General features: G+C 63.2%; 26 protein-coding genes and 1 riboswitch. Of the genes, 8 read left to right on the plus strand and 18 right to left on the minus strand.

The genetic code is table 11. The annotated features are described in order from the left end of the window. Positions 1–16 precede the first annotated feature (16 nt). A complete protein-coding gene (locus EO245_RS13005) occupies positions 17–481 on the plus strand; it encodes a cupin domain-containing protein (protein ID WP_128893328.1) in 465 nt (154 codons plus the stop codon). Then, positions 478–879, plus strand: a complete 402-nt coding sequence (locus EO245_RS13010) for a DoxX family protein (RefSeq protein WP_128893329.1) — start codon at positions 478–480, stop codon at positions 877–879. Before EO245_RS13005 ends, EO245_RS13010 begins: the two co-directional genes overlap by 4 nt. Before the next feature lie 7 nt (positions 880–886). Here EO245_RS13010 and EO245_RS13015 read toward each other — a convergent pair whose 3' ends face one another. Continuing rightward, the gene (locus tag EO245_RS13015) at positions 887–1,135 is read right to left on the minus strand and encodes an SWIB/MDM2 domain-containing protein (RefSeq protein WP_128893330.1); all 249 of its coding nucleotides are present in this window, start codon (positions 1,133–1,135) and stop codon (positions 887–889) included. A gap of 29 nt (positions 1,136–1,164) precedes the next feature. Next, positions 1,165–1,761 (minus strand): YbhB/YbcL family Raf kinase inhibitor-like protein, encoded by a 597-nt coding sequence (locus EO245_RS13020; RefSeq protein WP_128893331.1) that lies wholly within the window; start codon positions 1,759–1,761, stop codon positions 1,165–1,167. A 247-nt stretch (positions 1,762–2,008) separates the two neighbouring features. On the opposite strand from EO245_RS13020, the gene EO245_RS13025 reads away from it, so the two are divergent. Then, complete coding sequence (locus EO245_RS13025) at positions 2,009–3,460, plus strand: S41 family peptidase (protein WP_128893332.1); 1,452 nt, start codon at positions 2,009–2,011, stop codon at positions 3,458–3,460. Positions 3,461–3,463: 3 nt separating this feature from the next. On the opposite strand, the gene EO245_RS13030 is transcribed toward EO245_RS13025, so the two are convergent. The 3 genes from EO245_RS13030 to EO245_RS13040 all read right to left on the minus strand — a co-directional run bounded on the left by EO245_RS13030 (position 3,464) and on the right by EO245_RS13040 (position 5,084). After that, positions 3,464–3,865 (minus strand): GFA family protein, encoded by a 402-nt coding sequence (locus EO245_RS13030; RefSeq protein WP_128893333.1) that lies wholly within the window; start codon positions 3,863–3,865, stop codon positions 3,464–3,466. 130 nt (positions 3,866–3,995) lie between these two features. Then, positions 3,996–4,568: a fasciclin domain-containing protein gene (locus EO245_RS13035; protein ID WP_234026902.1), complete on the minus strand. Its 573-nt coding sequence runs from the start codon at positions 4,566–4,568 to the stop codon at positions 3,996–3,998. Positions 4,569–4,670: 102 nt separating this feature from the next. Then, positions 4,671–5,084, minus strand: coding sequence for a COG3650 family protein (locus EO245_RS13040; RefSeq protein WP_128893334.1), 414 nt, complete (start codon positions 5,082–5,084; stop codon positions 4,671–4,673). Positions 5,085–5,178: 94 nt separating this feature from the next. On the opposite strand from EO245_RS13040, the gene EO245_RS13045 reads away from it, so the two are divergent. Continuing rightward, positions 5,179–5,766: a hypothetical protein gene (locus EO245_RS13045; RefSeq protein WP_128893335.1), complete on the plus strand. Its 588-nt coding sequence runs from the start codon at positions 5,179–5,181 to the stop codon at positions 5,764–5,766. Here the strand turns inward: EO245_RS13045 and EO245_RS13050 are convergent. Then, a complete protein-coding gene (locus EO245_RS13050) occupies positions 5,745–6,092 on the minus strand; it encodes a hypothetical protein (RefSeq protein WP_128893336.1) in 348 nt (115 codons plus the stop codon). The two genes, EO245_RS13045 and EO245_RS13050, sit on opposite strands and share 22 nt — an antisense overlap. 113 nt (positions 6,093–6,205) lie before the next feature. On the opposite strand from EO245_RS13050, the gene EO245_RS13055 reads away from it, so the two are divergent. Further along, on the plus strand, positions 6,206–6,895 hold the full coding sequence (locus tag EO245_RS13055) for a hypothetical protein (RefSeq protein ID WP_128893337.1): 690 nt from the start codon (positions 6,206–6,208) through the stop codon (positions 6,893–6,895). A gap of 12 nt (positions 6,896–6,907) precedes the next feature. On the opposite strand, the gene EO245_RS13060 is transcribed toward EO245_RS13055, so the two are convergent. The 6 genes from EO245_RS13060 to EO245_RS13085 form a co-directional block, all read right to left on the minus strand. Next, a complete protein-coding gene (locus EO245_RS13060) occupies positions 6,908–7,351 on the minus strand; it encodes a PaaI family thioesterase (RefSeq protein ID WP_164931332.1) in 444 nt (147 codons plus the stop codon). Between the two features lie 13 nt (positions 7,352–7,364). Next, complete coding sequence (locus EO245_RS13065; protein ID WP_128893339.1) at positions 7,365–7,739, minus strand: EthD domain-containing protein; 375 nt, start codon at positions 7,737–7,739, stop codon at positions 7,365–7,367. Between the two features lie 52 nt (positions 7,740–7,791). Continuing rightward, positions 7,792–8,178 carry a DUF6632 domain-containing protein gene (locus tag EO245_RS13070; protein ID WP_128893340.1) on the minus strand — a complete coding sequence of 129 codons (387 nt, stop codon included), beginning with the start codon at positions 8,176–8,178 and terminating at the stop codon, positions 7,792–7,794. A gap of 91 nt (positions 8,179–8,269) precedes the next feature. Beyond that, positions 8,270–8,614 (minus strand): HPF/RaiA family ribosome-associated protein, encoded by a 345-nt coding sequence (locus tag EO245_RS13075; protein ID WP_128893341.1) that lies wholly within the window; start codon positions 8,612–8,614, stop codon positions 8,270–8,272. A gap of 91 nt (positions 8,615–8,705) precedes the next feature. Next, complete coding sequence (locus EO245_RS13080) at positions 8,706–9,284, minus strand: VTT domain-containing protein (protein WP_128893342.1); 579 nt, start codon at positions 9,282–9,284, stop codon at positions 8,706–8,708. 22 nt (positions 9,285–9,306) lie between these two features. Further along, positions 9,307–9,711, minus strand: a complete 405-nt coding sequence (locus EO245_RS13085; RefSeq protein WP_128893343.1) for a nuclear transport factor 2 family protein — start codon at positions 9,709–9,711, stop codon at positions 9,307–9,309. A gap of 104 nt (positions 9,712–9,815) precedes the next feature. Between EO245_RS13085 and EO245_RS13090 the strand changes: the two genes are divergently transcribed. After that, positions 9,816–10,274, plus strand: a complete 459-nt coding sequence (locus EO245_RS13090; protein WP_128893344.1) for a YaiI/YqxD family protein — start codon at positions 9,816–9,818, stop codon at positions 10,272–10,274. A gap of 86 nt (positions 10,275–10,360) precedes the next feature. Here EO245_RS13090 and EO245_RS13095 read toward each other — a convergent pair whose 3' ends face one another. Genes EO245_RS13095 through EO245_RS13105 form a run of 3 tightly spaced genes read right to left on the minus strand, consistent with a single transcriptional unit; the run spans position 10,361 to position 14,352 of the window. Continuing rightward, entirely contained in the window at positions 10,361–11,983 is a 1,623-nt protein-coding gene (locus EO245_RS13095; protein WP_128893345.1) for a hypothetical protein, read from the minus strand. A 34-nt stretch (positions 11,984–12,017) separates the two neighbouring features. After that, a complete protein-coding gene (thiC, locus tag EO245_RS13100; protein WP_128893346.1) occupies positions 12,018–13,910 on the minus strand; it encodes a phosphomethylpyrimidine synthase ThiC in 1,893 nt (630 codons plus the stop codon). 34 nt (positions 13,911–13,944) lie between these two features. Then, a complete protein-coding gene (locus EO245_RS13105) occupies positions 13,945–14,352 on the minus strand; it encodes a hypothetical protein (RefSeq protein WP_128893347.1) in 408 nt (135 codons plus the stop codon). 41 nt (positions 14,353–14,393) lie between these two features. Beyond that, a riboswitch (TPP riboswitch) is annotated at positions 14,394–14,504 on the minus strand. Positions 14,505–14,546: 42 nt separating this feature from the next. On the opposite strand from EO245_RS13105, the gene EO245_RS13110 reads away from it, so the two are divergent. Beyond that, on the plus strand, positions 14,547–15,182 hold the full coding sequence (locus EO245_RS13110) for an SOS response-associated peptidase family protein (protein WP_128893348.1): 636 nt from the start codon (positions 14,547–14,549) through the stop codon (positions 15,180–15,182). On the opposite strand, the gene EO245_RS13115 is transcribed toward EO245_RS13110, so the two are convergent. After that, entirely contained in the window at positions 15,179–16,978 is a 1,800-nt protein-coding gene (locus EO245_RS13115; RefSeq protein WP_234026903.1) for an NAD(P)/FAD-dependent oxidoreductase, read from the minus strand. The genes EO245_RS13110 and EO245_RS13115 overlap by 4 nt on opposite strands. Positions 16,979–17,063: 85 nt before the next feature. Here EO245_RS13115 and EO245_RS13120 point away from each other — a divergent pair, with 85 nt between their 5' ends. After that, positions 17,064–18,302, plus strand: coding sequence for a cytochrome P450 (locus EO245_RS13120; RefSeq protein ID WP_128893349.1), 1,239 nt, complete (start codon positions 17,064–17,066; stop codon positions 18,300–18,302). 1 nt (position 18,303) lies between these two features. Here the strand turns inward: EO245_RS13120 and EO245_RS13125 are convergent, their stop codons facing one another. Continuing rightward, positions 18,304–18,705 carry a hypothetical protein gene (locus EO245_RS13125; RefSeq protein ID WP_128893350.1) on the minus strand — a complete coding sequence of 134 codons (402 nt, stop codon included), beginning with the start codon at positions 18,703–18,705 and terminating at the stop codon, positions 18,304–18,306. Positions 18,706–18,723: 18 nt separating this feature from the next. Then, complete coding sequence (locus tag EO245_RS13130) at positions 18,724–20,274, minus strand: NAD(P)/FAD-dependent oxidoreductase (RefSeq protein ID WP_164931333.1); 1,551 nt, start codon at positions 20,272–20,274, stop codon at positions 18,724–18,726. Positions 20,275–20,349: the final 75 nt, after the last annotated feature.

The following is a 20,349-nucleotide window of genomic DNA, read 5'->3' on the forward strand; positions in this document are numbered from 1 at the left end:
GCAAGCGAGGGGAGACATGGAAGTGCCGCAGGAAACAGCGCGCGCGATCATCGACAGGCTGGGGCTCGAACCGCACCCGGAAGGCGGCTGGTATCGCGAGACATGGCGCGCACCTACTGAAGGCGGGGCGCGGGCAAGCTCGACGGCGATCCATTTCCTGCTCGAGGCAGGCCAGCGCTCGCACTGGCACCGGGTCGATGCGGCAGAGGTCTGGCTGTGGCACGCGGGCGATCCACTGCGCCTCGGCATCGCGCCCGGGGATAGCGGGCCGGTCAGCTGGCACCTGCTCGGCGGCGATGTGCTGGGCGAACAGCAGGTCCAGTGCGTCGTGCCGGAAGGCCATTGGCAGGCTGCCGAGCCATCGCCTGTCCCTGTGCACGGCTACACGCTCGCTTCCTGCGTCGTTGCGCCGGGTTTCGAGTTTTCGGGATTCGAACTGGCTGCTCCGGGCTGGGAACCGGGTGAAGGGAGCGGCTCGTGATCCGCGCCGGGCTCCGCATCCTGCTCGCCATATTCTACGCCGCGGCCGGCTATTTCCACCTCGCCGCGCCCGAGCCGTTCCTGCAGATCATGCCGGACTGGGTGCCGATGCCCGAAGCGGTCGTGTTCTGGACGGGGATCGCCGAATTGCTCGGCGCGGTCGGCCTGCTCCAGCCCTGGTCGCAGCCCTTGAGGCGCGCGGCGGGCGTGGGCCTTGCGCTTTACGCGCTGTGCGTGTGGCCGGCCAATATCAACCACTTCACGATGGACATGGCGCGAGAGGACGGCGGGCTAGGCCTCGCCTATCACGTGCCTCGCATGATGGCGCAGCCGGTCATCATCTGGCTGGCGCTGTGGGTGGGCGGAACGACCGACTGGCCGTTCCGCCACCGCAATTAGGAGCCGATCAGCTCAGGTGCTTCGAGACCGCAGCGGTCATCTTGAACATCGAGATCTGGTCCTTGCCGATGACAGCGCCGAGCTTCGCGTCGGGATTGATCTGACGCTTGTCCTTGCTGTCCTGCAGGTTGTTGGCCTTGATGTATTCCCAGACCTTCGACGTCACCTGAGCGCGGGTCATCGGACCCTTGCCGACGACGTTCTCGAGGTCCGACGAAAGATTCACCGGCTTCTGGAGAGCGTTGTTCTTAGCCATGATAATTTCCTTTCCTTCTGGCTATTCGATCACTCGAATTCTTCATCCTCGTCCCAACCGTCTTCCTCGTCCGCACGTTTGTACGTGGCGGTGAGGACGGCTGCGGCCATTACATGCCCTTCCATCGCGGCGACCACTTCAGCCCGTTCGGCGCCGGGCATCAGCGTCATGGGCAGGTCGAGCGCGAAGATCTGGAATACGTAGGTGTGCGCAGGGTCGTCATGCGGCGGCTCGGGCAGGAGCCATTCCGAATTGCGATGCGCGTTCTTGCCGACCCGCGGCGGGGCTTCGCCTTCGAGGATCATGCCCTTCTGGCCGGGCAGGCCCCAGACGAGCCAGTGAACGGGCGCTTCATCGCCATCCGCGCTCGCATCTTCGACGATGACGACGATTTCCTGCGCGCCGGGCGGCGGGGCCGTCCATTCGAGCGGCGGCGCAACGGCATCTTCCTCGTCAGCGGTAAAGCACGGGTCGAGCCCCTCGCCTGCACGGAACGCCGGGCTGGACAGCGAGAACCCGCCGCGCCCGAACGCTTTTTCGTCGGCGATCCTGGCAATTGTCAGGCGCGATCCATCGACGCCGTTACCCAGCGCGCGCGCAAGCCAATCAGGTGCATTTCCTGCCATAGACCCTTTTCTTCCCTCGATTTGTAACACTAGGCCCGTTGGCGGGGAGCGACGAGTGGTAACACCGCCTGCGAGGGGGTTTTCCACCGCTTCCATGCGTATCGGGCCGAAAAAGCGCCGATCGGTTGCTCGAAGCAATGGAAATTGGCCCGATTTCACCTTGCTCAGCCCGTATTCAGACGGCATCGTCTTGTCCGCTTGTACTGCCGTCACGTCGCATCGGCAGGCTATCGGGAGCGTTTATTTCATGAAATTGGGTCGTACCAGCGTATCGATTGCCCTTGCCATTTCCCTTGCCGCCTGCGGCGGTAGCGGGGCTCCGACAGGAGGCGGCGGCGGAGGCGCCATCGGCGGCGGTGGCGGCGGCGGCGGAACGCCTGCGCCCTCCCCCTGCTCGCTCTCGGCCCGCCAGGACTTCGTCAAGGCCGTGATCGACGAATGGTACCTGTTCCCCAACCTGGTCGACAATACGGTCAACAAGGCGAACTACAGCGACGTCCAGAGCTATATCGACGCGCTCGTTGCCCCGGCGCGCGCGCAGTCGAAGGACCGCTTCTTCACCTACATCACCTCGATCGAGGAAGAGAACGCCTTCTTCAATTCCGGCTCGAGCGCCGGCTTCGGCATCCGGCTCGGTTACGACACGGCCAACAATCGCGTTTTCGTGATCGAGGTCTTCGAGACCGGACCGGCGTTCCAGCAGGGCTTCGACCGCGGGGTCGAGCTGATTTCGGTCGGCACCTCCGCCGGCAATCTCGAGAGCATCGCCACCATCATGGCGAACGAAGGGCCGCAGGGCGTCATCAACCGCCTCGGCAGTTCCGATCCGGGCGTCACGCGCGTGTTCGTGATCAACATCCCGGGCACGGGCAATACGCAGGTCACGGTTAGCAAGGCGGACTTCTCGCTCGATCCGGTGTCGGACCGCTACGGCGCGAAGATCATCGACGATAACGGCAAGAAGGTCGGCTACATCAACCTTCGCACCTTCATCGACAGCGCCGACCCGGACCTGCGCGCCGGTTTCGACCAGTTCCGCCAGCAGGGCGTGAACGAGGTTATCATCGACTTCCGCTACAATGGCGGCGGGCTCGTTCGCATCGCCGAGCTGATGGGCGACCTGATGGGCCGCAACTACGTCGGCCAGGTGTTCAGCCGCACCACCCTGCGCGACAGCAAGTCGAGCGAGAACGAAACCGACCTGTTCGGCGCGCAGCCCGAAGCCATCACCGCGACCAAGATCGCCTTCATCGGCCGCGGCGGCACCGCTTCGGCGAGCGAGCTCGTGACCAATGCCTTCATTCCCTATGTCGGCAACAACATGGCGCTGGTGGGCACCAATACCTTCGGCAAGCCGGTCGGCCAGTTCGGCTTCGACAAGAGCGAATGCGACGATCGCCTCCGCGCGGTGACCTTCAAGACCGAGAATGCCGATGGCCAGGGCGAATATTTCACCGGCCTCGCCTCGGTCGTGCCCAACACCTGCCGCGCGGACGACGACATCTCGGCCCAGCTGGGCGATCCGAACGAGGCTTCGGTCGCACAGGCGCTCAACTTCCTGCGCAACGGCGCAGCGGTCTGTACGCCGATCTCCGGAGCTGCGCAGGGCACCCAGCGCGCAGGCGTATCGGACCGGCGCGAACTGCTGCAGCCGCGCTATCCCAGCGCCGCGCAGCGCGAGGTGCCGGGGCTGTTCTAGCCTTTAGCCGGGGTTACGCTCGACCTGCGGCGCATCGCCCAGGTCGAGCCACTCCTGCTTGCTCTTGGTCCAGATATGGACCGCCGGTGCGATACCGCTGGTGTCGTCAAGCGTGCCAGCCTTGATGAAGACCATGTTGGGGGCGCTCGGAACGAGGGTGAACAGGGGCGAGCCGCATTTGCCGCAGAACTGGCGCTGCAACGTGTTCCCGCTTTCGCCTTGGTCCTCGTAGGTCTGCACCTCGCCGGTGATCTCGATATCACTCTCTGGAACGGCGACGATTAGCGAGAACGAAGTCCCGCTCTGCTTCTGGCAATGGGTGCAATGGCACGCCATCGACATCGCCGGTTCGCTCGCCAGCGTGTAGCGCACCGCGCCGCACAGGCATCCGCCTTCTCTCGCCATCTTCTCCTCCCTCGAATAGCTGGCGGCAGGATAGCACCCCATCCAGGGACTCGCCAAAGGGAAAGCCGGAATGGAAAGGGCGCCGCCTGCCGTAGCAAGCGACGCCCCCGGGTCGACTGGTTGTCGCCTATCAGGACGGCATGACGACCGTATCGATGACGTGGATCACGCCGTTCGATGCGTCGATGTCCGTCGCGGTGACGGTTGCCTTGTTGCCTGCAGCATCGGTCAGGACGACGTTCTCGCCTTCGAGCGCGGCCGTCAGCTTGGTGCCGTTGACGGTGGTCAGCTCGGTCGAGCCGCCCGCTTCGTTGATCGCGGCGATCAGCGCTTCGGCATTCGTTTCGCCTGCCACCACGTGGTAGGTGAGGACGCCGGTCAGCTGCGCGCGATTTTCTTCCTTCAGCAGGTCTTCGACAGCGCCTTCCGGCAGCTTGGCGAACGCGTCATTGGTCGGCGCGAAAACGGTGAACGGACCTTCGCCCGACAGCGTGTCTGCCAGCTGTGCAGTGGTCACGGCGGTGACGAGGGTCGAGAAATCTTCGTTGCCCTGCGCGACTTCGACGACGGTGCCCGGGCCTTCGGCGACGGTTTCGGTCGTGGTGTCGGTCGGCTCGGCCGTTTCGGTGGTGTCACCGCAAGCGGCAAGGGCCAGCGAGGATGCAAGCATCGGAATGGCGAGCATCTTGATCGGGGTCTTCATTGGGGGGGGGGATCCTTCTCTCTGCTTCATAGAAAAGGCTGCCAAAGCGGCAGCCGGTTCAGCAGGGGGAACGGGCTTCCCAAAAGAAGGTTCCGGCGATTATCAGGGGTTTTGCGGGCCAGTGAAAGGACGCGCATCGGTCCACGCGCAGCCGATGCGCATTTCCTCGCCCAGCTGCAACGTCGCATTGAACGGATAGGTCCGGTCGGACATCGCATCGCTGCATTCGCCCTCGGTGATCGTCAGGTCGAAAGTCGCGCCATCCATCGTGCCGCTGAGCCCGATACCGCTGTTGCCGGTGAAGCGCTCGACCGGGAAGGTCTCGCCCTCGATGTTTTCCGGCGTGGTGTAGGTCAGCTGGCCGCCGGCCGCCTGTCCGCCCCAGAACGGCTCGGTGCCTGTGAAATGGACCGTCTCGCCATCCGAGATGCCGTCATAGGTCGCGACGCGTTCGGGGGCATTACCGCCACAGGATGCGAGGAGGAGGACGGCGATCGGAAGGGCTGAGCGGATCATGTTCCCTCGCTAGGCCAGCATGGCATTCGCGGCAAGCGAGGAACCAAGAACCCGTCTTTCCCGTTGGAAGGAAAACGAATTCTCAGAGGTCGATATGAAAACCCGCTATGCAATCGGCGCAGCCGCGGTCGTCGCCATCTTCGCCGGAGCCGCAACCGGAACCGCGATCAGCACCGAGCCGGTCAGCCGCTATTCCGACACGCTCGACGACGTTGTCGAGCGCAAGGCCCAGGCCTCGCACCAGCTCGCCGATTTCGACCGGTCCCGCTACACGCCGCCGGCAGGGGAACGCCCCGAGATGCTGGTGGACGGCAAGCCCTATTCGCAGTGGCAGCAGGAGCGTTACGAAGCCAGGCTCGCCGCCGCCTATCCGGCCTATTCCGATGCCGCCTACGAGGAGGCACCGGTCGAACTGGAAGTGCATCCGATGACCGGCGAACCGATCCGCGAAAGCGCGATCAATGGCATCCCGGTGCGCGGCCAGCCGCTCGAACCGCAGAAAGTATCCGTTCGCGAAATCCCGCGCCTGTCGCGATCGGCGGAGCGCCTGATCGCCTCGTCATCCGAGGTATCGAGTTCACGCGATACCGCGAAAGCGCAGGCCAGGGCGCAGGGCGAACCCGTCGCCGATGCGCAGCCCCAGCCGGTAGTGCGTGTGGGCTATTCCGACGCGGGTCGCTGAGCGGGCCAGACGAGGATCGCCAGGAAGGCGACCATGAACAGGATGTCGCCCAGCAGCACCAGGCCGACATAGCCCGGCAGCAGACCAGCCTGCACCTGCGACCAGACGAGTAGAACCACTCCGGCCTTTCCGACGACGCCGGCCCAGAGGATCGGCTTGAATCTCTCCGCATCGGTAGCGACGATCGCGTAGACCATGCCGAAGCAGGCGACGAGCAGGCCGACGATGCGCCCCTCGTTGGTCGAATGCGATCCGACCAGAGCAGTCCCCCCGATCAGCAGGTTGTAGAGCGCCGCTGCGGCGAGAATGAATTTCGCACCCTTCATCTGGTCCTCCCCTTGCGCCGCATGGCGACGCCGATGCGACTATATGGCCCGACAGGTGGCCATTCGCCAAATTCATCCATATCATCCTTCGCACAACCAGAGGGAGACTCGCCATGCGTACCGTGATCCTGCCGACCCTGCTCCTTTGTGCAGCATGCAGTGGAGCCGACGAAGGCGCCGCCGCTCCGGACGACGCGGCGACAGGGACTCCCGGTGTCGAATTTCCCGAAACGCTCGCTGCATTCGGCGACGGCTATCCCAATGCAGGCGATCCGTGCCGCAGGCTCGGTGAAAGCGCGGCGACTTCCAACTGGCTCGACGACAGCGCAGATCTCGTCGGTTGCCCCAGTGCCAGCGATGCCGCGGCGCTCGGCGGCACGGTCGTCGATACGGTCGATGGGATCACCATCGTCTCTGTCCCGCGCGGGGACGCGAATGCCGGCATGGGCGAGAACGGCCCGATGGCTGGGGGAGATGTCGACGTCAAAGTCGCCGGTACGGACTACAACGCGACCTCGATTATCGATTGCGGGACGAGCGGCTCGTTCTCCGGCTCATGCGATGTCGGTGTGAAGCGCAAATGGGACGATGAAGGCGGCCATTTGGTCGAGGTCACCAAGCCCAACGGCACGAAGCGCGCGATCTTCTTCGATGCCAATGGCAAGGCTTTCGGCGCGGACAGCGCGCAGGCCGATGGCTCCGCCGGCTGGACCTTCAAAGCGACGCGCGAGGACGACTGGACGATCATCAGCTACGGCCCGGAACGCTATCGCATTCCCGACGCGCTGATTTTCGGCGGCTAGGCAGCCCTCTGGTCAGCTCTTCGGGGTCCAGTTGTGGCTCAGCAACTTGACCGTCACGCGTCCGGTAGCGGCTAGCTGCCCGTCTGCGTCATACATCGGCACATCGGCGGTGTAGCCCGCGCTACCCTTGCGCTCGAGATCGGCGAGCAGCGCGTCGATCTCCTCGTCGCTCAGTCCGTATTCGGCCGTCACGTCGCTCGCCACCATGCGGTGGAAGTCGACCGCGATATCCTTGATGATCGGGAAGTACTTCTCCGTGTCGAGGATCGAGATGCCCGGACCCGCCGCAACCGCTTCGGCAAGCACGCAGAAAGCGCCGAGGTACATGACGTCGACATGGTTCGCATTGGGCTCGAGCGGCATCAGCAGCTTCGAATACCCGCGCCGTTCCTCGATGCGCGTCATCCCCGTGCGCTCGACGAAGGGGACGCGGTATTTCTTCTTGGGTTCGGACATATCCTGCCTGCTCCTAGCCAATGACGACATTTTCGCGCGTGATGAACATGCGCGAGCGGGTGAAATCGATGAACTTCGCCTCGTCCTCTAGAAGGATGCGGGCGTGCTCCGCGGCTTCCGCCGTCGGCTCGCCCGAGACATCGTCTTCGGCGAGCCAGATTTCCGCCACGCCGTCGAATTCCTCGCCCTCGCCGTGCGGCATCCCGCGCCCTTCGGCCGTCGGCGCGAGGATCGGGTGATCCTCCGTGTGGCACTGGATGTAACGCACGATGCCGAGATGCGGTGCAGCCGCCTTGACCAGCGGCGCATGCGTCTCGCGCCAGTAGCGCTGGAATTCCTCGCGGGTGAGCGAGGGGAGGCGGTGAAGGCAATAGGTCAGTTTCATCATCGCCTCTTGGACCATATCCGCGGGCGCAAGGGAAGCGTCCGGAAACTCCTCCTCAGCCGGTGGCAGGTTCGGCCTTGCGCACCAGCACTCCCAGCACCACCGCGACCAGCAGCAATGCAGGCACATCGCCGAGCAGGTGACCGCCGTGCATCGGCTGCTGGACAGCCTGCACAGCCATGACCAGTGCGTGGATGACGCTCGACCACACGGTGAACCAGATCAGCGAGACATGCGCCGACGGGTTGCTCGCCGCGCGGATCAGGAAAATGCCGAGCGTCGCGTAAACGCCCAGGATCATCGCGTAGTAATTGTTCGAAAGCGGCGCACCTTCATGCCACACCCAGCCCGCCGGCCACACCAGTGCGAGCGGATAGACGAGGCAGAATATCACCCCGAACACGAACAGCGCGACCTGCAGGTATGTGTATTTGCCAATCATGGTCAGCCCCTCCTTTCCCAAGAGGGCGACCCGTGTCTCGAATATGTCCCGGATGGCCTAAAGGCGCAATTTCCGGCCGCCGCCTGGCGGATTACATCACCTTGTCGGGCCGCTGGTCGTGCGAGTGGCGCGACTGCTTGCCGAAGTGCCGGTCGAGCCGCTGGGCGAGCGTCATCGCCGCCTTGCGCGCGGCATCGTCGACGGTGGAGCCGGTCTCCGTCACCCCGATCGGCTTGCCCGAACGCGGCCGCGCCTCGATGGTGCAGGCCTTGTCGTCATGTCCGTGGGTGTGGCGATGCTCGTCATGCACATGGATCTCGAGGCGGGTCAGCCGATCCTCGAACCGCCCGAGCTTCTCGCGCACCTTGCCCTCGATCCGCTCCGCGACGTTTTCCGTACCCATGACGGTGTGATCGGAATTGAACTGGACCTGCATGATGCGCTCTCCTCTTTTGTTGTCTCACCTACCGACATGGGGAGTGTCGGGCCGGATGGAAGGGTAATTCTGTATGCCCTTGAAGCGATGCTCAAGCTCCGCCCCGCTCACGTCCGAACCGCTTGGCCCAATCCACCCGTGCCAGCAGCACCAGCCCGACCAGCATCGCCACTTGCAGCGCGATGCCGAGCGGGCTGCTGAACTGTTCGCGGAACGCTTCGCCAAGGCTCGTCGAGGCGAGGCCCGCAGCGGTCAGGCCGTAGATCGTGTAGCTGACGATGCGCCCTGCGAAGAAGGCGGCGGTGAAGGGCAGCAGCGGTAGCCGCGCCAGCCCCGCGGCCTCGAACAGCTGGGCCGAGGGAACCGGCGAGAGCGCGAACAGGCCGAGCGCGAGCACCGTATTGCGCCTGCGTTGCTCCAGCGCCTCGCGCGCAGCCTCGAGGTTCGCCTGTATCCGCTCGGTCAGGAAGCGCTCGCCGAACAGCCGCGTCGCATGGCCGAGCAGGAACCTCCCCAGCGCCGCCGCCAGCGCTCCGACGATTACCAGCAACGCCAGCTTGAGATCGCCATTCAGCGCATAGAGCGCGATGATCGACCACGTCGGCGGTCCGAATGCCGGCATCAGGTTGATACCCAGCACGAGCGCAAAGAAGATCAGGTAGTCTGCCATCTCGCCCCTGCCGTCGGCCCCCTCACCCGGTGCCGAGCGCCTTGTCGGCGAGGATCGTGTCCATGTACTCGCGCACTTCGACGATCTTGCCGTCCTTCATCCGGAACACGAAGCAATAGTCGTTGTCGTAGCGCTCGCCCTCGACCGTCTCGGCATCGCCTTTCGCCAGCACGACGACATGGTCGCCATCGGCAAGGATTAGCTCGGGAATATTGAGGTATGGCCCCGCAAAGCGGGCAAACAGCGGCCCGACGAGATCGCGCTCGACATTGGCGAGGCCCTTCGCGTGCTTCGACCAGGCGGACGAGCCCATCACCCACCATTCGATATCCTCGTCGAACAGCGGCATGAAATGCGAGGGATCGCCATGGCGCAGCCCCTCGAAGGCCTTGGTGATGAGCGAGCGGTTGGTCTCGGTCCGGGTCACGGGGCGCAATTCCTCCTGTCCGTTGGGACAGTGAAGCTGAGCCGCAATTTGCGCAAGGGCGAGCACGGTGGTGCGAGACAGCCGGGCGCGCTAGGCCCGGGTCCATGAAGGAACCCGTCACCATCCTCGTCGACGCCGATGCCTGCCCGGTGAAGGAGGAAATCTACCGCGTGGCCGACCGCCACAAGGCGCATGTCCGCGTGGTCAGCAACAGCCCCTTCCGCGTGCCGGTGAGCGAGCGGGTAAAGCGCGTGGTGGTCTCGGACGGCTTCGACGCGGCGGACGACTGGATTGCGGAGAACGCGGGGCCGCGCAGCGTAGTCATCACCGCCGACATCCTGCTGGCCGAACGCTGCCTCAAGGCGGGCGCGACGGTACTGCGCCACGACGGCAAGCCCTTCGATGCCGCCAGCATCGGCAGCGCCATAGCCACCCGCGCGATCATGGAAGACCTGCGCGCCGGGATGGACGGGCTCGGTGGAGGCCCGCCGCCGTTCAGCAAGGCGGACCGGTCGAACTTCCTGCAGGCGCTGGACCGGGTGCTTGTTGGGTTCACCAGATGATAGTCGTTTTGGAGCAATGTGCTTTGCTTTGACTTCGCCCAAATTTGCCAACGTAGCCTGACGAATGTCCCAACCCTTAGGTCCGGCTAGGCGTATCGTTCTTCGAGTATTTGTCCTAAATCTCGATGCTCATATTGAGCAACGTGATCCATTTCGTGAAAGCAAACCAAGAGGCGATGTCCTTGCATATCGCCGAACCCCATCGGTCCACCCTCAACAATAGAATTTGTCAAAGCTTCAGCGACAAGCGCACCATTATCATGTTGCTGCGCATCGCGCCGAGCTCGGAGGACAATCTCCAGAACATACGCGATGAATCGATCACTAATCTTGTCGGAACTCAATAGCTCACGAATGCAAATGCCAACGGAGAGGATTGCCGATTTGATGATGTGGCCATTCTCATGTGTGGCTGCTGGACTATCAATGATAAGCGCGGGACTGTCCGCCTGTAGGCATTCGAAAAGCCGGATCCAATCCCTAAGATTACTAACAATTTTATATATCAGGAAATGCGCGAAATTAGGGAATTCTGAATTTTCATCATAGTCTGGGTGATCAGTGTCGATAATTTCGACCAGCCTTCGAGTTAGAATATTCATGTAGTAAAGCCACATGTGCCATTCTATTCCATCTCTAGCCGAAGATCTGATCATTATGTCAAAGAATTGTATAACAAGGAATAGGTCGTCGGACCTTTTCATTTTGTCGAAATCTCTCGGCTTGGAATTCAGCAGCCTAAGGTATTTTTCGTCTTCGAGACTGTCGAAAGCAAACTCGCCAATCGGCCGATAAACTTCTCGCTCCTCCGCTTTCTTCGAGTCTGTAAAAAGGTATGCGATTATCTGATTGTCTGAATCGATGTCGTAAAAACACAGCCCTAGACTGTCGTTCTCCCAAATCTCTTGGCGGAGTGGAGCATCGATTCCACTGATGAAGAAAGTGAATGCTCTATCGGAGAACTCATAGGAATCGGACAAATCCGATTCCAGAATTCTCAGGGCGAACCTCGTTCTCTCCTGCGCGACAAAACGCACAAACTCATCATTCGACATCAATCGCCTTATGATCTGACGTGCATTCTTCTGCTTAATATCCTCGTCTGGAAATGCAGTTATGAACGGCTGTGCGCATGACAGCATCGCTCCCTTTATCGCCTCCCACACCCTGCCTCGCAGCTTGGCACTCGTGACCGAACTCTCATGCTGTGCGAAGAGGTATTCGAGCTCCGGACTGCGCTTTCCGTGGTGACGAACCGCATCGATGGTTCGCTGCATCCAATGCCCGCGGTTCGCGCGAAGTGCGATTGCGTCGAAATGAGGCTCAATTAGCTCGACAACTTCCCCATATTTTCTGTCACTGATCAACCGTTCAACCAAGTCGCGGAATAGGCGATAGTTGCGGATAGAAATTTTTCTAGAACTATAGAGTGCGCCGAGAAACGATAGCCAAAGCATTGTGAGCCCGAAGGCAATTTCGTTGGACAACCGAGAGCTTGGTTTGATCTCAAAGCCTGAGCAAACGCTGCTGTTGCAATTCGGCGCCACCCTATCGAACAGGAGAAAGTACGTAATTGCGCCCAAGAACACTGCTGATGGAGCCCACAGCTTCCATCCCAGCAATCGGAACCGCAGCTTCGCTACAGGCGAAGCGATCGTATAAAGTCCAACCAAAAGGGTAAGGCAGGTGATGAAGCCATCTATACTCATAGACCAGAGGCTTTAGCGCCGGTGATTCATTAAGTCATTCCGGCAAATACAGTTTCTCGCCCTTCTCGCGGTAAACCTCGCTCATCTCCTCCATCCCCTTCTCCGCTTCCTCGGCCTCTTCGGCTGAGGTCTCGCGCTTGATGTTTTCGCTCGCAAGATAGCTGTCCGAGTTCTGCTTCGCGGCAAAATCGCGCACTTCCTGCGTGATCTTCATCGAGCAGAATTTCGGGCCGCACATGGAGCAGAAGTGGGCGGTCTTGGCGCCTTCCGCCGGGAGGGTCTGGTCGTGATATTGCTCGGCCGTGTCGGGGTCGAGGCTGAGGTTGAACTGGTCGCGCCAGCGGAATTCGAAGCGGGCCTTGCTCAATGCGTCGTCGCGGACCTTGGCGGCCGGGTGGCCCTTGGCGAGGTCGGCGGCGTGGGCGGCGAGCTTGTAGGTCACCACGCCCACTTTCACATCGTCCCGGTCGGGCAGGCCGAGGTGTTCCTTGGGCGTGACGTAACAGAGCATGGCGGTGCCGTACCAGCCGATCTGCGCCGCGCCGATGCCGCTGGTGATGTGGTCGTATCCCGGCGCGATATCGGTGACGAGCGGGCCGAGCGTGTAGAAGGGCGCTTCGCCGCAAGCCTCCAGCTGCTTGTCCATGTTCTCCTTGATCTTGTGCATCGGCACGTGGCCGGGGCCTTCGATCATCACCTGCACGTCCTGCTCCCAGGCGCGCTTGGTCAGTTCGCCCAGCGTGTAGAGCTCGGCGAACTGGGCTTCGTCGTTTGCGTCGGCGATAGAGCCGGGGCGCAGGCCGTCGCCCAGCGAATAGGCGATGTCGTATGCCTTCATGATCTCGGTGATCTCGTCGAAGCGCTCGTAGAGGAAGCTCTCCTTGTGATGCGCGAGGCACCATTTCGCCATGATCGAGCCGCCGCGGCTGACGATGCCGGTAACGCGCTTGGCGGTCATCGGGACGTAGGGCAGGCGCACGCCGGCGTGAATGGTGAAATAGTCGACGCCCTGTTCGGCCTGCTCGATCAGCGTGTCGCGGAAGATTTCCCAGGTCAGGTCCTCGGCAATGCCGCCGACCTTCTCCAGCGCCTGGTAGATCGGCACGGTGCCGATGGGGACGGGCGAGTTGCGGATGATCCATTCGCGCGTGTCGTGGATGTTGCGGCCCGTGGAGAGGTCCATGACGGTGTCCGCGCCCCAGCGGATCGACCAGACCATCTTGTCTACCTCGCTCGCCACGTCCGATGCCACGGCGGAGTTGCCGATATTGGCGTTGATCTTGACGAGGAAGTTGCGCCCGATCGCCATCGGCTCGCTTTCCGGGTGGTTGATGTTGTTCGGGATGATCGCGCGGCCGCGAGCGACCTCGTCGCGCACGAATTCCGGCGTGATGATGTCGGGGATGGCAGCGCCCCAGTCCTGCGCGCCCTCGCGGTTGGCGGCAATCAGCTCGGCGGCCATTTCGCGGCCGAGGTTCTCGCGCTCGGCGACATATTCCATCTCGCACGTAATGATGCCGCGGCGGGCATAGTGCATCTGGGTGACGTTCTGCCCGGCATTCGCGCGCAGCGGGCGCTTGACGACATTGGGGAACGCCGGGACGCCGCCCGAACGGTCCGGGCCGAGCTGGCCGTTGTCTTCCGGCTTCACTTCGCGCGCGTCGTATTCCTCGACATCGCCGCGCGCCATGATCCATTCGCGGCGCAGCGGGGCGAGTCCCTTGTCGATGTCGATCGCCACGTCCGGGTCGGTGTAGGGGCCGGAGGTGTCGTAGACCCGCACGCTCGGCTCGTCGCCTTCCAGGTCGATCTCGCGCATGGCGACACGGATGCCGCTGCCGGTGCGCGCGCCGACGTGGATCTTGCGGCTGCCGCGAATGGGGCCGGTGGTCACGCCGATTTCGATGGGCGAATTGATGTCTGCCATGGGGAGGTTTGTCCTTCGTGCTGGGAAGTCGATGTCAGATGGTCTGGAGGCGCGAGAGCGCGACGAAAAGCAGGGCTGCGCCGAGTACGGCGTCGATGCCCGCGATCGCCCGCGTCCGGCCCTTGAACATTCGGTTGTAGATGGAAAGGAACCTGTCGCCCGCCGCGATGATCAGCAGGCCCTTGGCAACCGCGAGGCCACCGATGACGGAGACGAGGATGCTCAGCCAGTCGCCCGGTCGCCACGGAGAGACGAGATAGATCGCCGCGCCGAGGGTCAGCGCGATCACGCCTGCCATCAGGCGCAGGAGGAAAGACCGCTCGAGCTCCTCGACCATGCTATCCCACCCGCCGGGCGAGCGCAGTTCGGCCACGCATGCCGCAAGCACGTAGAGCCCGAGGAACAGGGCGATCCAGGCAGGTATATCGGCTGCAGTGGCCACGGCTTCGTCCTCTCCTCGCATCGGAAAAGGCGGAGCGGTTCTCGCATTGGCCGCCCACTCCCTCCGCCGATGCTAGTCGGTTCAGGTTCAACGGGTCGGGCGGCGCTTATCCCGCCCCTCTCAGCCACAAGCTGGCTCCCCGGGGATGGCCCAAGCGATAGACCCTCGCCGCTCGCGCGTCTAGGCCGCACGGCGTGACGCTGCTCTATCGCCTCGATGCCAATGCCGCCGATGTGGCGCGGCGCTTCGGCGCGCGGGTCGGGGACGATCCATGGGCCGGGGGTTATTGCACGCCGGCAAAGTTCGCGCCGGTCATTACTGCGGGCCGCGAATTCGTTGCAGGGCCGCGGCCAGCGGGAAAGCCGCTTGCGCCGCGCATGGTGCCGCGCCTGTGGGGCGTGATGCCTCCGCCGTCCGCAGGCGACCAGACACGCTTGGTCGCGACAGTGCGGAACCCCGACAGCCCGTTCTGGATCGGCAATTTGCGCAACAGCGAGTTTCGCTGCCTCGTCCCTGCGACCGCCTTCATGGAATGGGGCGACGGGACCGATTACGAGGGGCGGAGGCTGAAGCATCGGTTCGCGCCGGAAGGCGTCGGTGTTTTCGCCATGGCCGGCGTGTGGAAGGACGACGAGGTGCCGGGCTTCGCCCTGCTCACCGTCGAGGCGCGCGGGTTGGCGAGACAGCTGGGCTGCAAGTCGATGCCGGTGGTGCTGCCCGACAGCGAAGATGCACGGCAAGCATGGTTGCACGGCGACTGGGCACGCGCCCGGCAGATCATCGAGAAACCAGCGGCCCTTTCACAGTGCGAAGAGCCGCAGGCGCGTTAGGCGAATTCCAGCCCCTCGAACTTGCCCGATTTGCGCCACGCGTCGATGTGGCTGAAGAACGCCAGCGCGCCGCCCGGGTGGCCGAGGTTGTACTTGTCCCGCTCGCGCAGGCCCTTGCCTTCGTTGTTGTAATAGCCGGGCGTGCACTCGGTATTGCTCAAGGCATTGCCGCGACCGGTGAGCAGGAAGTCGAGCCATTTCTGCTCGGCTTCGGCGCTCGGTTCGGCCGTGCTCAGTCCTTCGCTTTCCATGTGCGAGACGATCGCCGCGATGGTGTCGGCGTGGTCGACGAGGTTGTGCGGATAGTTTGCAATGAACGCCGCTCCCTGCGTCGCCTGGACGAGGAAGAGGTTCGGGAAACCGTGCATCTGGAGCCCGTGCAGCGTGCGCATCGCCTCGCCCCAGTGATCGGACAGCTTCTTGCCGCCGCGTCCGACCGGGTCGAAGCCGGTGCGGCTTTCGAAGTCGGTCCACACCTCGAAGCCCGAAGCGTAGATGATGCAGTCGACCTCGTATTCCTTGCCGTTTGCGACCACGCCCTTTTCGGTGATGCGTTCGACGCCCTGCCCGTCGGTATGGACCAGCTTCACGCCGGGGCGGTTGAAGGCCTGCAAATATTCGTCGTGGAAGCACGGGCGCTTGCACAGCTGGCGATACCACGCCTTGAGTGCCTCGCCCGTTTCAGGATCGTCGACCAGGGCGGCGGCCCGCTGGCGGATTTCCTCCATCTTTTCGAAGTCCGCATCCTCGAAGGCGGCCATCATCTTTTCCGGCGTCCACTGGTCCATCGGGACCTTGGTCATGTTCTTGCGGATGCGCTTGGCGAGATCGGTCCAGCCGTCGTTGACGAGGTCTTCCGCTGGCATGCCCATGCCGAAATGGGCAGTGAAGTTTTCCTGCCACTTCTTCTGCCAGCCTTCTTCGGCGACACCGGCGAACCAGTCCTCGTCGATCGGCTCGTTGGCGCGCACATCGACCGATGACGGGGTGCGCTGGAAGACGGTCAGTTCCTTGGCGTATTTCGCCGTCTCGGGCACGCACTGGACGGCGGTTGCGCCGGTGCCGATGATGGCGACGCGCTTGTCGGCCAGTCTGTCCATCGGGGCGCCTTCGGGCGTGCCGCCGGTGTAGGCGTAGTCCCATCGGCTGGTGTGGAAGCTCTTGCCCTTGAAGCGCTCGATCCCTTCGAGGCCCGGCAGCTTGGCGACGTGCAGTGGTCCGGTGCCCATGCCGACATATTTCGCGGTGAAGCGATCGCCGCGATCGGTCTCGATCACCCATAGCTTGGCGTCCTCGTCCCATTCGAGGCCGGTGACCTGCGTGTGGAACAGCGCGTGTTCGTAGAGCCCGAACTGCTTGCCGATGCGCGCGCAATGTTCGCGGATTTCGGGCGCGTGGGCGTATTTCTCGCTCGGCATGTGGCCGGTTTCTTCGAGCAGCGGCATGTAGATCATGCTCGCCGTGTCGCACTGCGCACCGGGATAGCGGTTCCAGTACCAGGTTCCGCCGAAGTCGCCGCCCTTGTCGATCAATCGCACGCTGTCGTAGCCCGCCTGCTTCAGCCGCGCACCGACGCACAGGCCTGCAAAGCCGCCGCCGACGAAGGCGAAGGTGACATGGTCGGTGACCGGGTCGCGCTGCTGGACCGGCAGGTAGGGGTCGGTGGCGAGGTCGGAGAATTCGCTTTCGAGCCGGATGTACTGCTCCGACGCATCGTCGCGCAGGCGCTTGTCGCGTTCTTCCGCGTATTTCCTTTTCAGCGCATCTTTGTCGATCACGAGTGCTTCGCTCGCCACATCATCTCTCCCTACGACTGGCCCGATTCAACGTGACAGATTCGTCCTCCTATGCAACCTTTCTTGTCGGAGAGAGGAGAAGGCGATGGCCACAGCCGCAAAGGAAGGGCGCGCGATCGCGCCGGTCGATGTCAGCCGCGAAGCGCTATACGTGGAGGACAGCTGGCGAGAGCCATTCAAGCTCCTGCGCCGCGAGATGCCGGTCAGCTATTGCCCGGAAAGCCCCTATGGCCCCTACTGGTCGGTCGTCACGCATGACCTGGTGAGTGCAGTCGAGCTCGATCACGAGACTTTCTCCTCGAGCTGGAAGAACGGCAACATCACCATCACCGACCCGCCGCCCGAGAGCAATCTGCCCAATTTCATCGCCTCGGACCCGCCGGTTCACACGGCACAGCGCAAGGTCATCCAGCCGGCCTTCGCGCCGAGCCAGATGAAGATGCGCGAGCTGCAGGTGCGCGAACGCTGCTCCTACTTGCTCGACAAGCTGCCGCTGGGCGAAACTTTCGATTGGGTCTCGCAGGTCTCGATTCCGCAGACCATGGGCATGCTCTGCATCCTGTTCGGGATGGACCCGGACGAGGAAGCTGCCGACCTCAAACGCTGGTCGGACTATGCCGGGGGCGTGAGCGAGAGCAGCAATACCGACGAATTCCGCGCCGAGTGGATGGTCCAGATGCAGGCCATGCTCGCCCGCTTCGACGAGCTTCTGGAAGAACGCCGCCAGGCACCGCCGACCGACGACCTGCTGAGCCGCATGGTCCATTCCGATGCCATGGGGAACCTCACCCCGATGGAACGGCTCGCCAATATCGCCCTGCTGATCGTCGGCGGAAACGACACGACGCGCAATTCGATCAGCGGGCTGGTCGAGGCGCTCGACACCTATCCCGACCAGCTCGATGCGCTGCACGGCGATGCCGCGCTCATTCCCAATGCCGCGCAGGAAATCATTCGCTGGCAGTCGCCCGTACTCCACATGCGCCGCACGACGACGCGCGACACCGAACTAGGCGGCCAGCACATCCCGGCGGGCGAGAAGGTCGTCATGTGGTACATCTCCGCCAATCGCGACGAGAGCGTTTTCCCGGACGCGGAGAAGTTCGATGTCGCGCGCAGCAATGCGCGCCGCCATCTCGCCTTCGGCCATGGCATCCACCGCTGCGTCGGTGCGCGGCTCGCGGAAATCCAGATCGCCACGATCATCGAGGAGATCGTGGCGCGCGGCTGGAGGATCGTGCCGCAGGGCAAGCCGACCCGCCTAGCGAGCCCGTTCCTCAGGGCCTTCACCGAAATGCCGGTGAAGCTGGAGAAGCGCGGCTAGCTCAGGCGATCCGCAGCATGGCAGCGCCCGCGAGCGCGAGGCCGCACAGGAACGTCACGCCGGTCCAGAAACGATGGATCGCGGCGAGGTTCTTGAGCCAGACCTGCATGTAGAGATCGCAGATCGCCATCACGACGAGCGCCTCGGCCATCATCAGCGCGCCGATCACCTTCATCACCTGCGCCAGCAGGTCGCCGCTGGTCCATGGGGCCGCGAGGTAGATCGCGGCACCGACGAACAGCTCCATGAAGCCGCTGAGCAATTGCAGCGCGGGCGAGCGGTCGACCTCGTCGATCATCTTGCGCCACAGGCCCGGCTGGCGGAATGCGCCGATGGACACGGATATCGCGAACAGGCCGAGCAGCAGCGCGCTCCAGCCGACGAGATCGAGCGGTTCGGTCATTTTGGTCCTCCGGCGCGGTCAGTCGGCATGCGCCATGTCGGCTTCGGCGGATTGCGGAGTCGCCGTGTAGGCGAATTCTGGACCGTCGAGGTCGATCGCGGGAATCTCGACCCGCTCGGTCCAGTAGTCCTGGTTGTGCCGCCACTCGGGCTTGTCCCCGCGGCGCGGCATCTTGTCGAGCCCGCGCATCAGGTAGCCCGGATTGAAGTTGTCCGCCTCGATCCAGGGCAAGAGCTCCATGTCCTTGTCCTCCGGCCGGAACTGCACTTCGACGCGGCGCGCGCCCTGCTCGTCCATGTGGTTGAGCAGCGAGCACACGAAATCGCCGAGCATGTCGACGCGCAGCGTCCAGCTGGCGCGGAAATAACCCATGACCCACACCATGTTCGGCACGCCGGTGAACATCATCCCGCGATAGGTCACGGTGTCGTGCCAATCGACCTGCTTTTCATCGACGAAGAAGGGGATGTCACCCATCACGGACAGCTGGAAACCGGTCGCCGCAACGATCAGGTCGGCCTCGATCTCCTCGCCCGAGGAGGTCATGACACCCTTCTCGGTGAAGCGGTCGATGGTGTCGGTTACGACTGTAAGCTTGCCCTCGACCGCGCACCGAAACACGTCGCCCTCCGGACAGAAGGCGAGGCGCTGCTGCCACACGCGATATTTCGGGGTGAAGTGCGGTTCGAACTCGAAGTCCGGCTTGCCGGTGAAGGCGCGCACGAGTTCCTTCAGCTCCTCGAAGACCGCCTCGGGCTCCTCGAGGCAGCGCTTGGTCAGCATGTCCTGGTCGTACATGATCTGCTGGCGCACCACGCGGTGCACGGTCGGTTCGTCGACGCCGACCTCGCGCAGTCGGTCGGCCAGCTCGTTCTTGTTCTCGCTGCAGAAGAAATAGGTCGGCGAGCGCTGGAGCATGGTGACGTGCTCCGCCTTCTCGGCAAAGGCCGGGACGACCGTCGCCGCCGTTGCGCCCGATCCGATGACCAGCACGCGCTTGCCGGCATAGTCGTAATCGGGGTCCCACTTCTGTGCATGGACGAAGTCGCCCTTGAAATCCGACAGGCCCTTATCCTGCCATTCCGGCGGGATGTAGGGCGTCTTGTGGTCGTAATAGCCCTGGCACATCCACAGGAAGTTGCAGGTGAAGACCATCCGCTCCCCGTCCGACAGGCGGGTCGCCTCGACGGTCCACAGGTCGGTCTCGCGCGAGAAGCTGCAGCGATCGATCCGGTGGCCGTAGCGGATGTGATCGCCGATGCCGTTCTCGTCGATCACCTCGCCCATGTATTTGAGAATTTCCTCCGCGCTCGCGATCGGCGCGCCGACCCACGGCTTGAAGCGGTATCCGAAAGTGTAGAGGTCGCTGTCCGAGCGCACGCCGGGATATTTGTGCGTCTCCCACGTGCCGCCGAAAGTGTCCTTCATCTCGAGGATCACATAGCTCTTGTCCGGGCACTGGTCCTGCAGGTGGTAGGCCGAGCCGATGCCGGAAATACCCGCCCCGACGATCAGCACGTCGACATGGCCGCCGGACTGCTTGCCGATAATCTCTTCCATCGCGTTCATTGCGCGCTCCTCTCTCACTTTCGCAATCATGCGCGCCCCCGCGCCACTATACATTGATCGAGGTCAAACTTCGCA

Source organism: Erythrobacter sp. HKB08 (assembly GCF_004114695.1).
GTDB lineage: Bacteria > Pseudomonadota > Alphaproteobacteria > Sphingomonadales > Sphingomonadaceae > Parerythrobacter_A.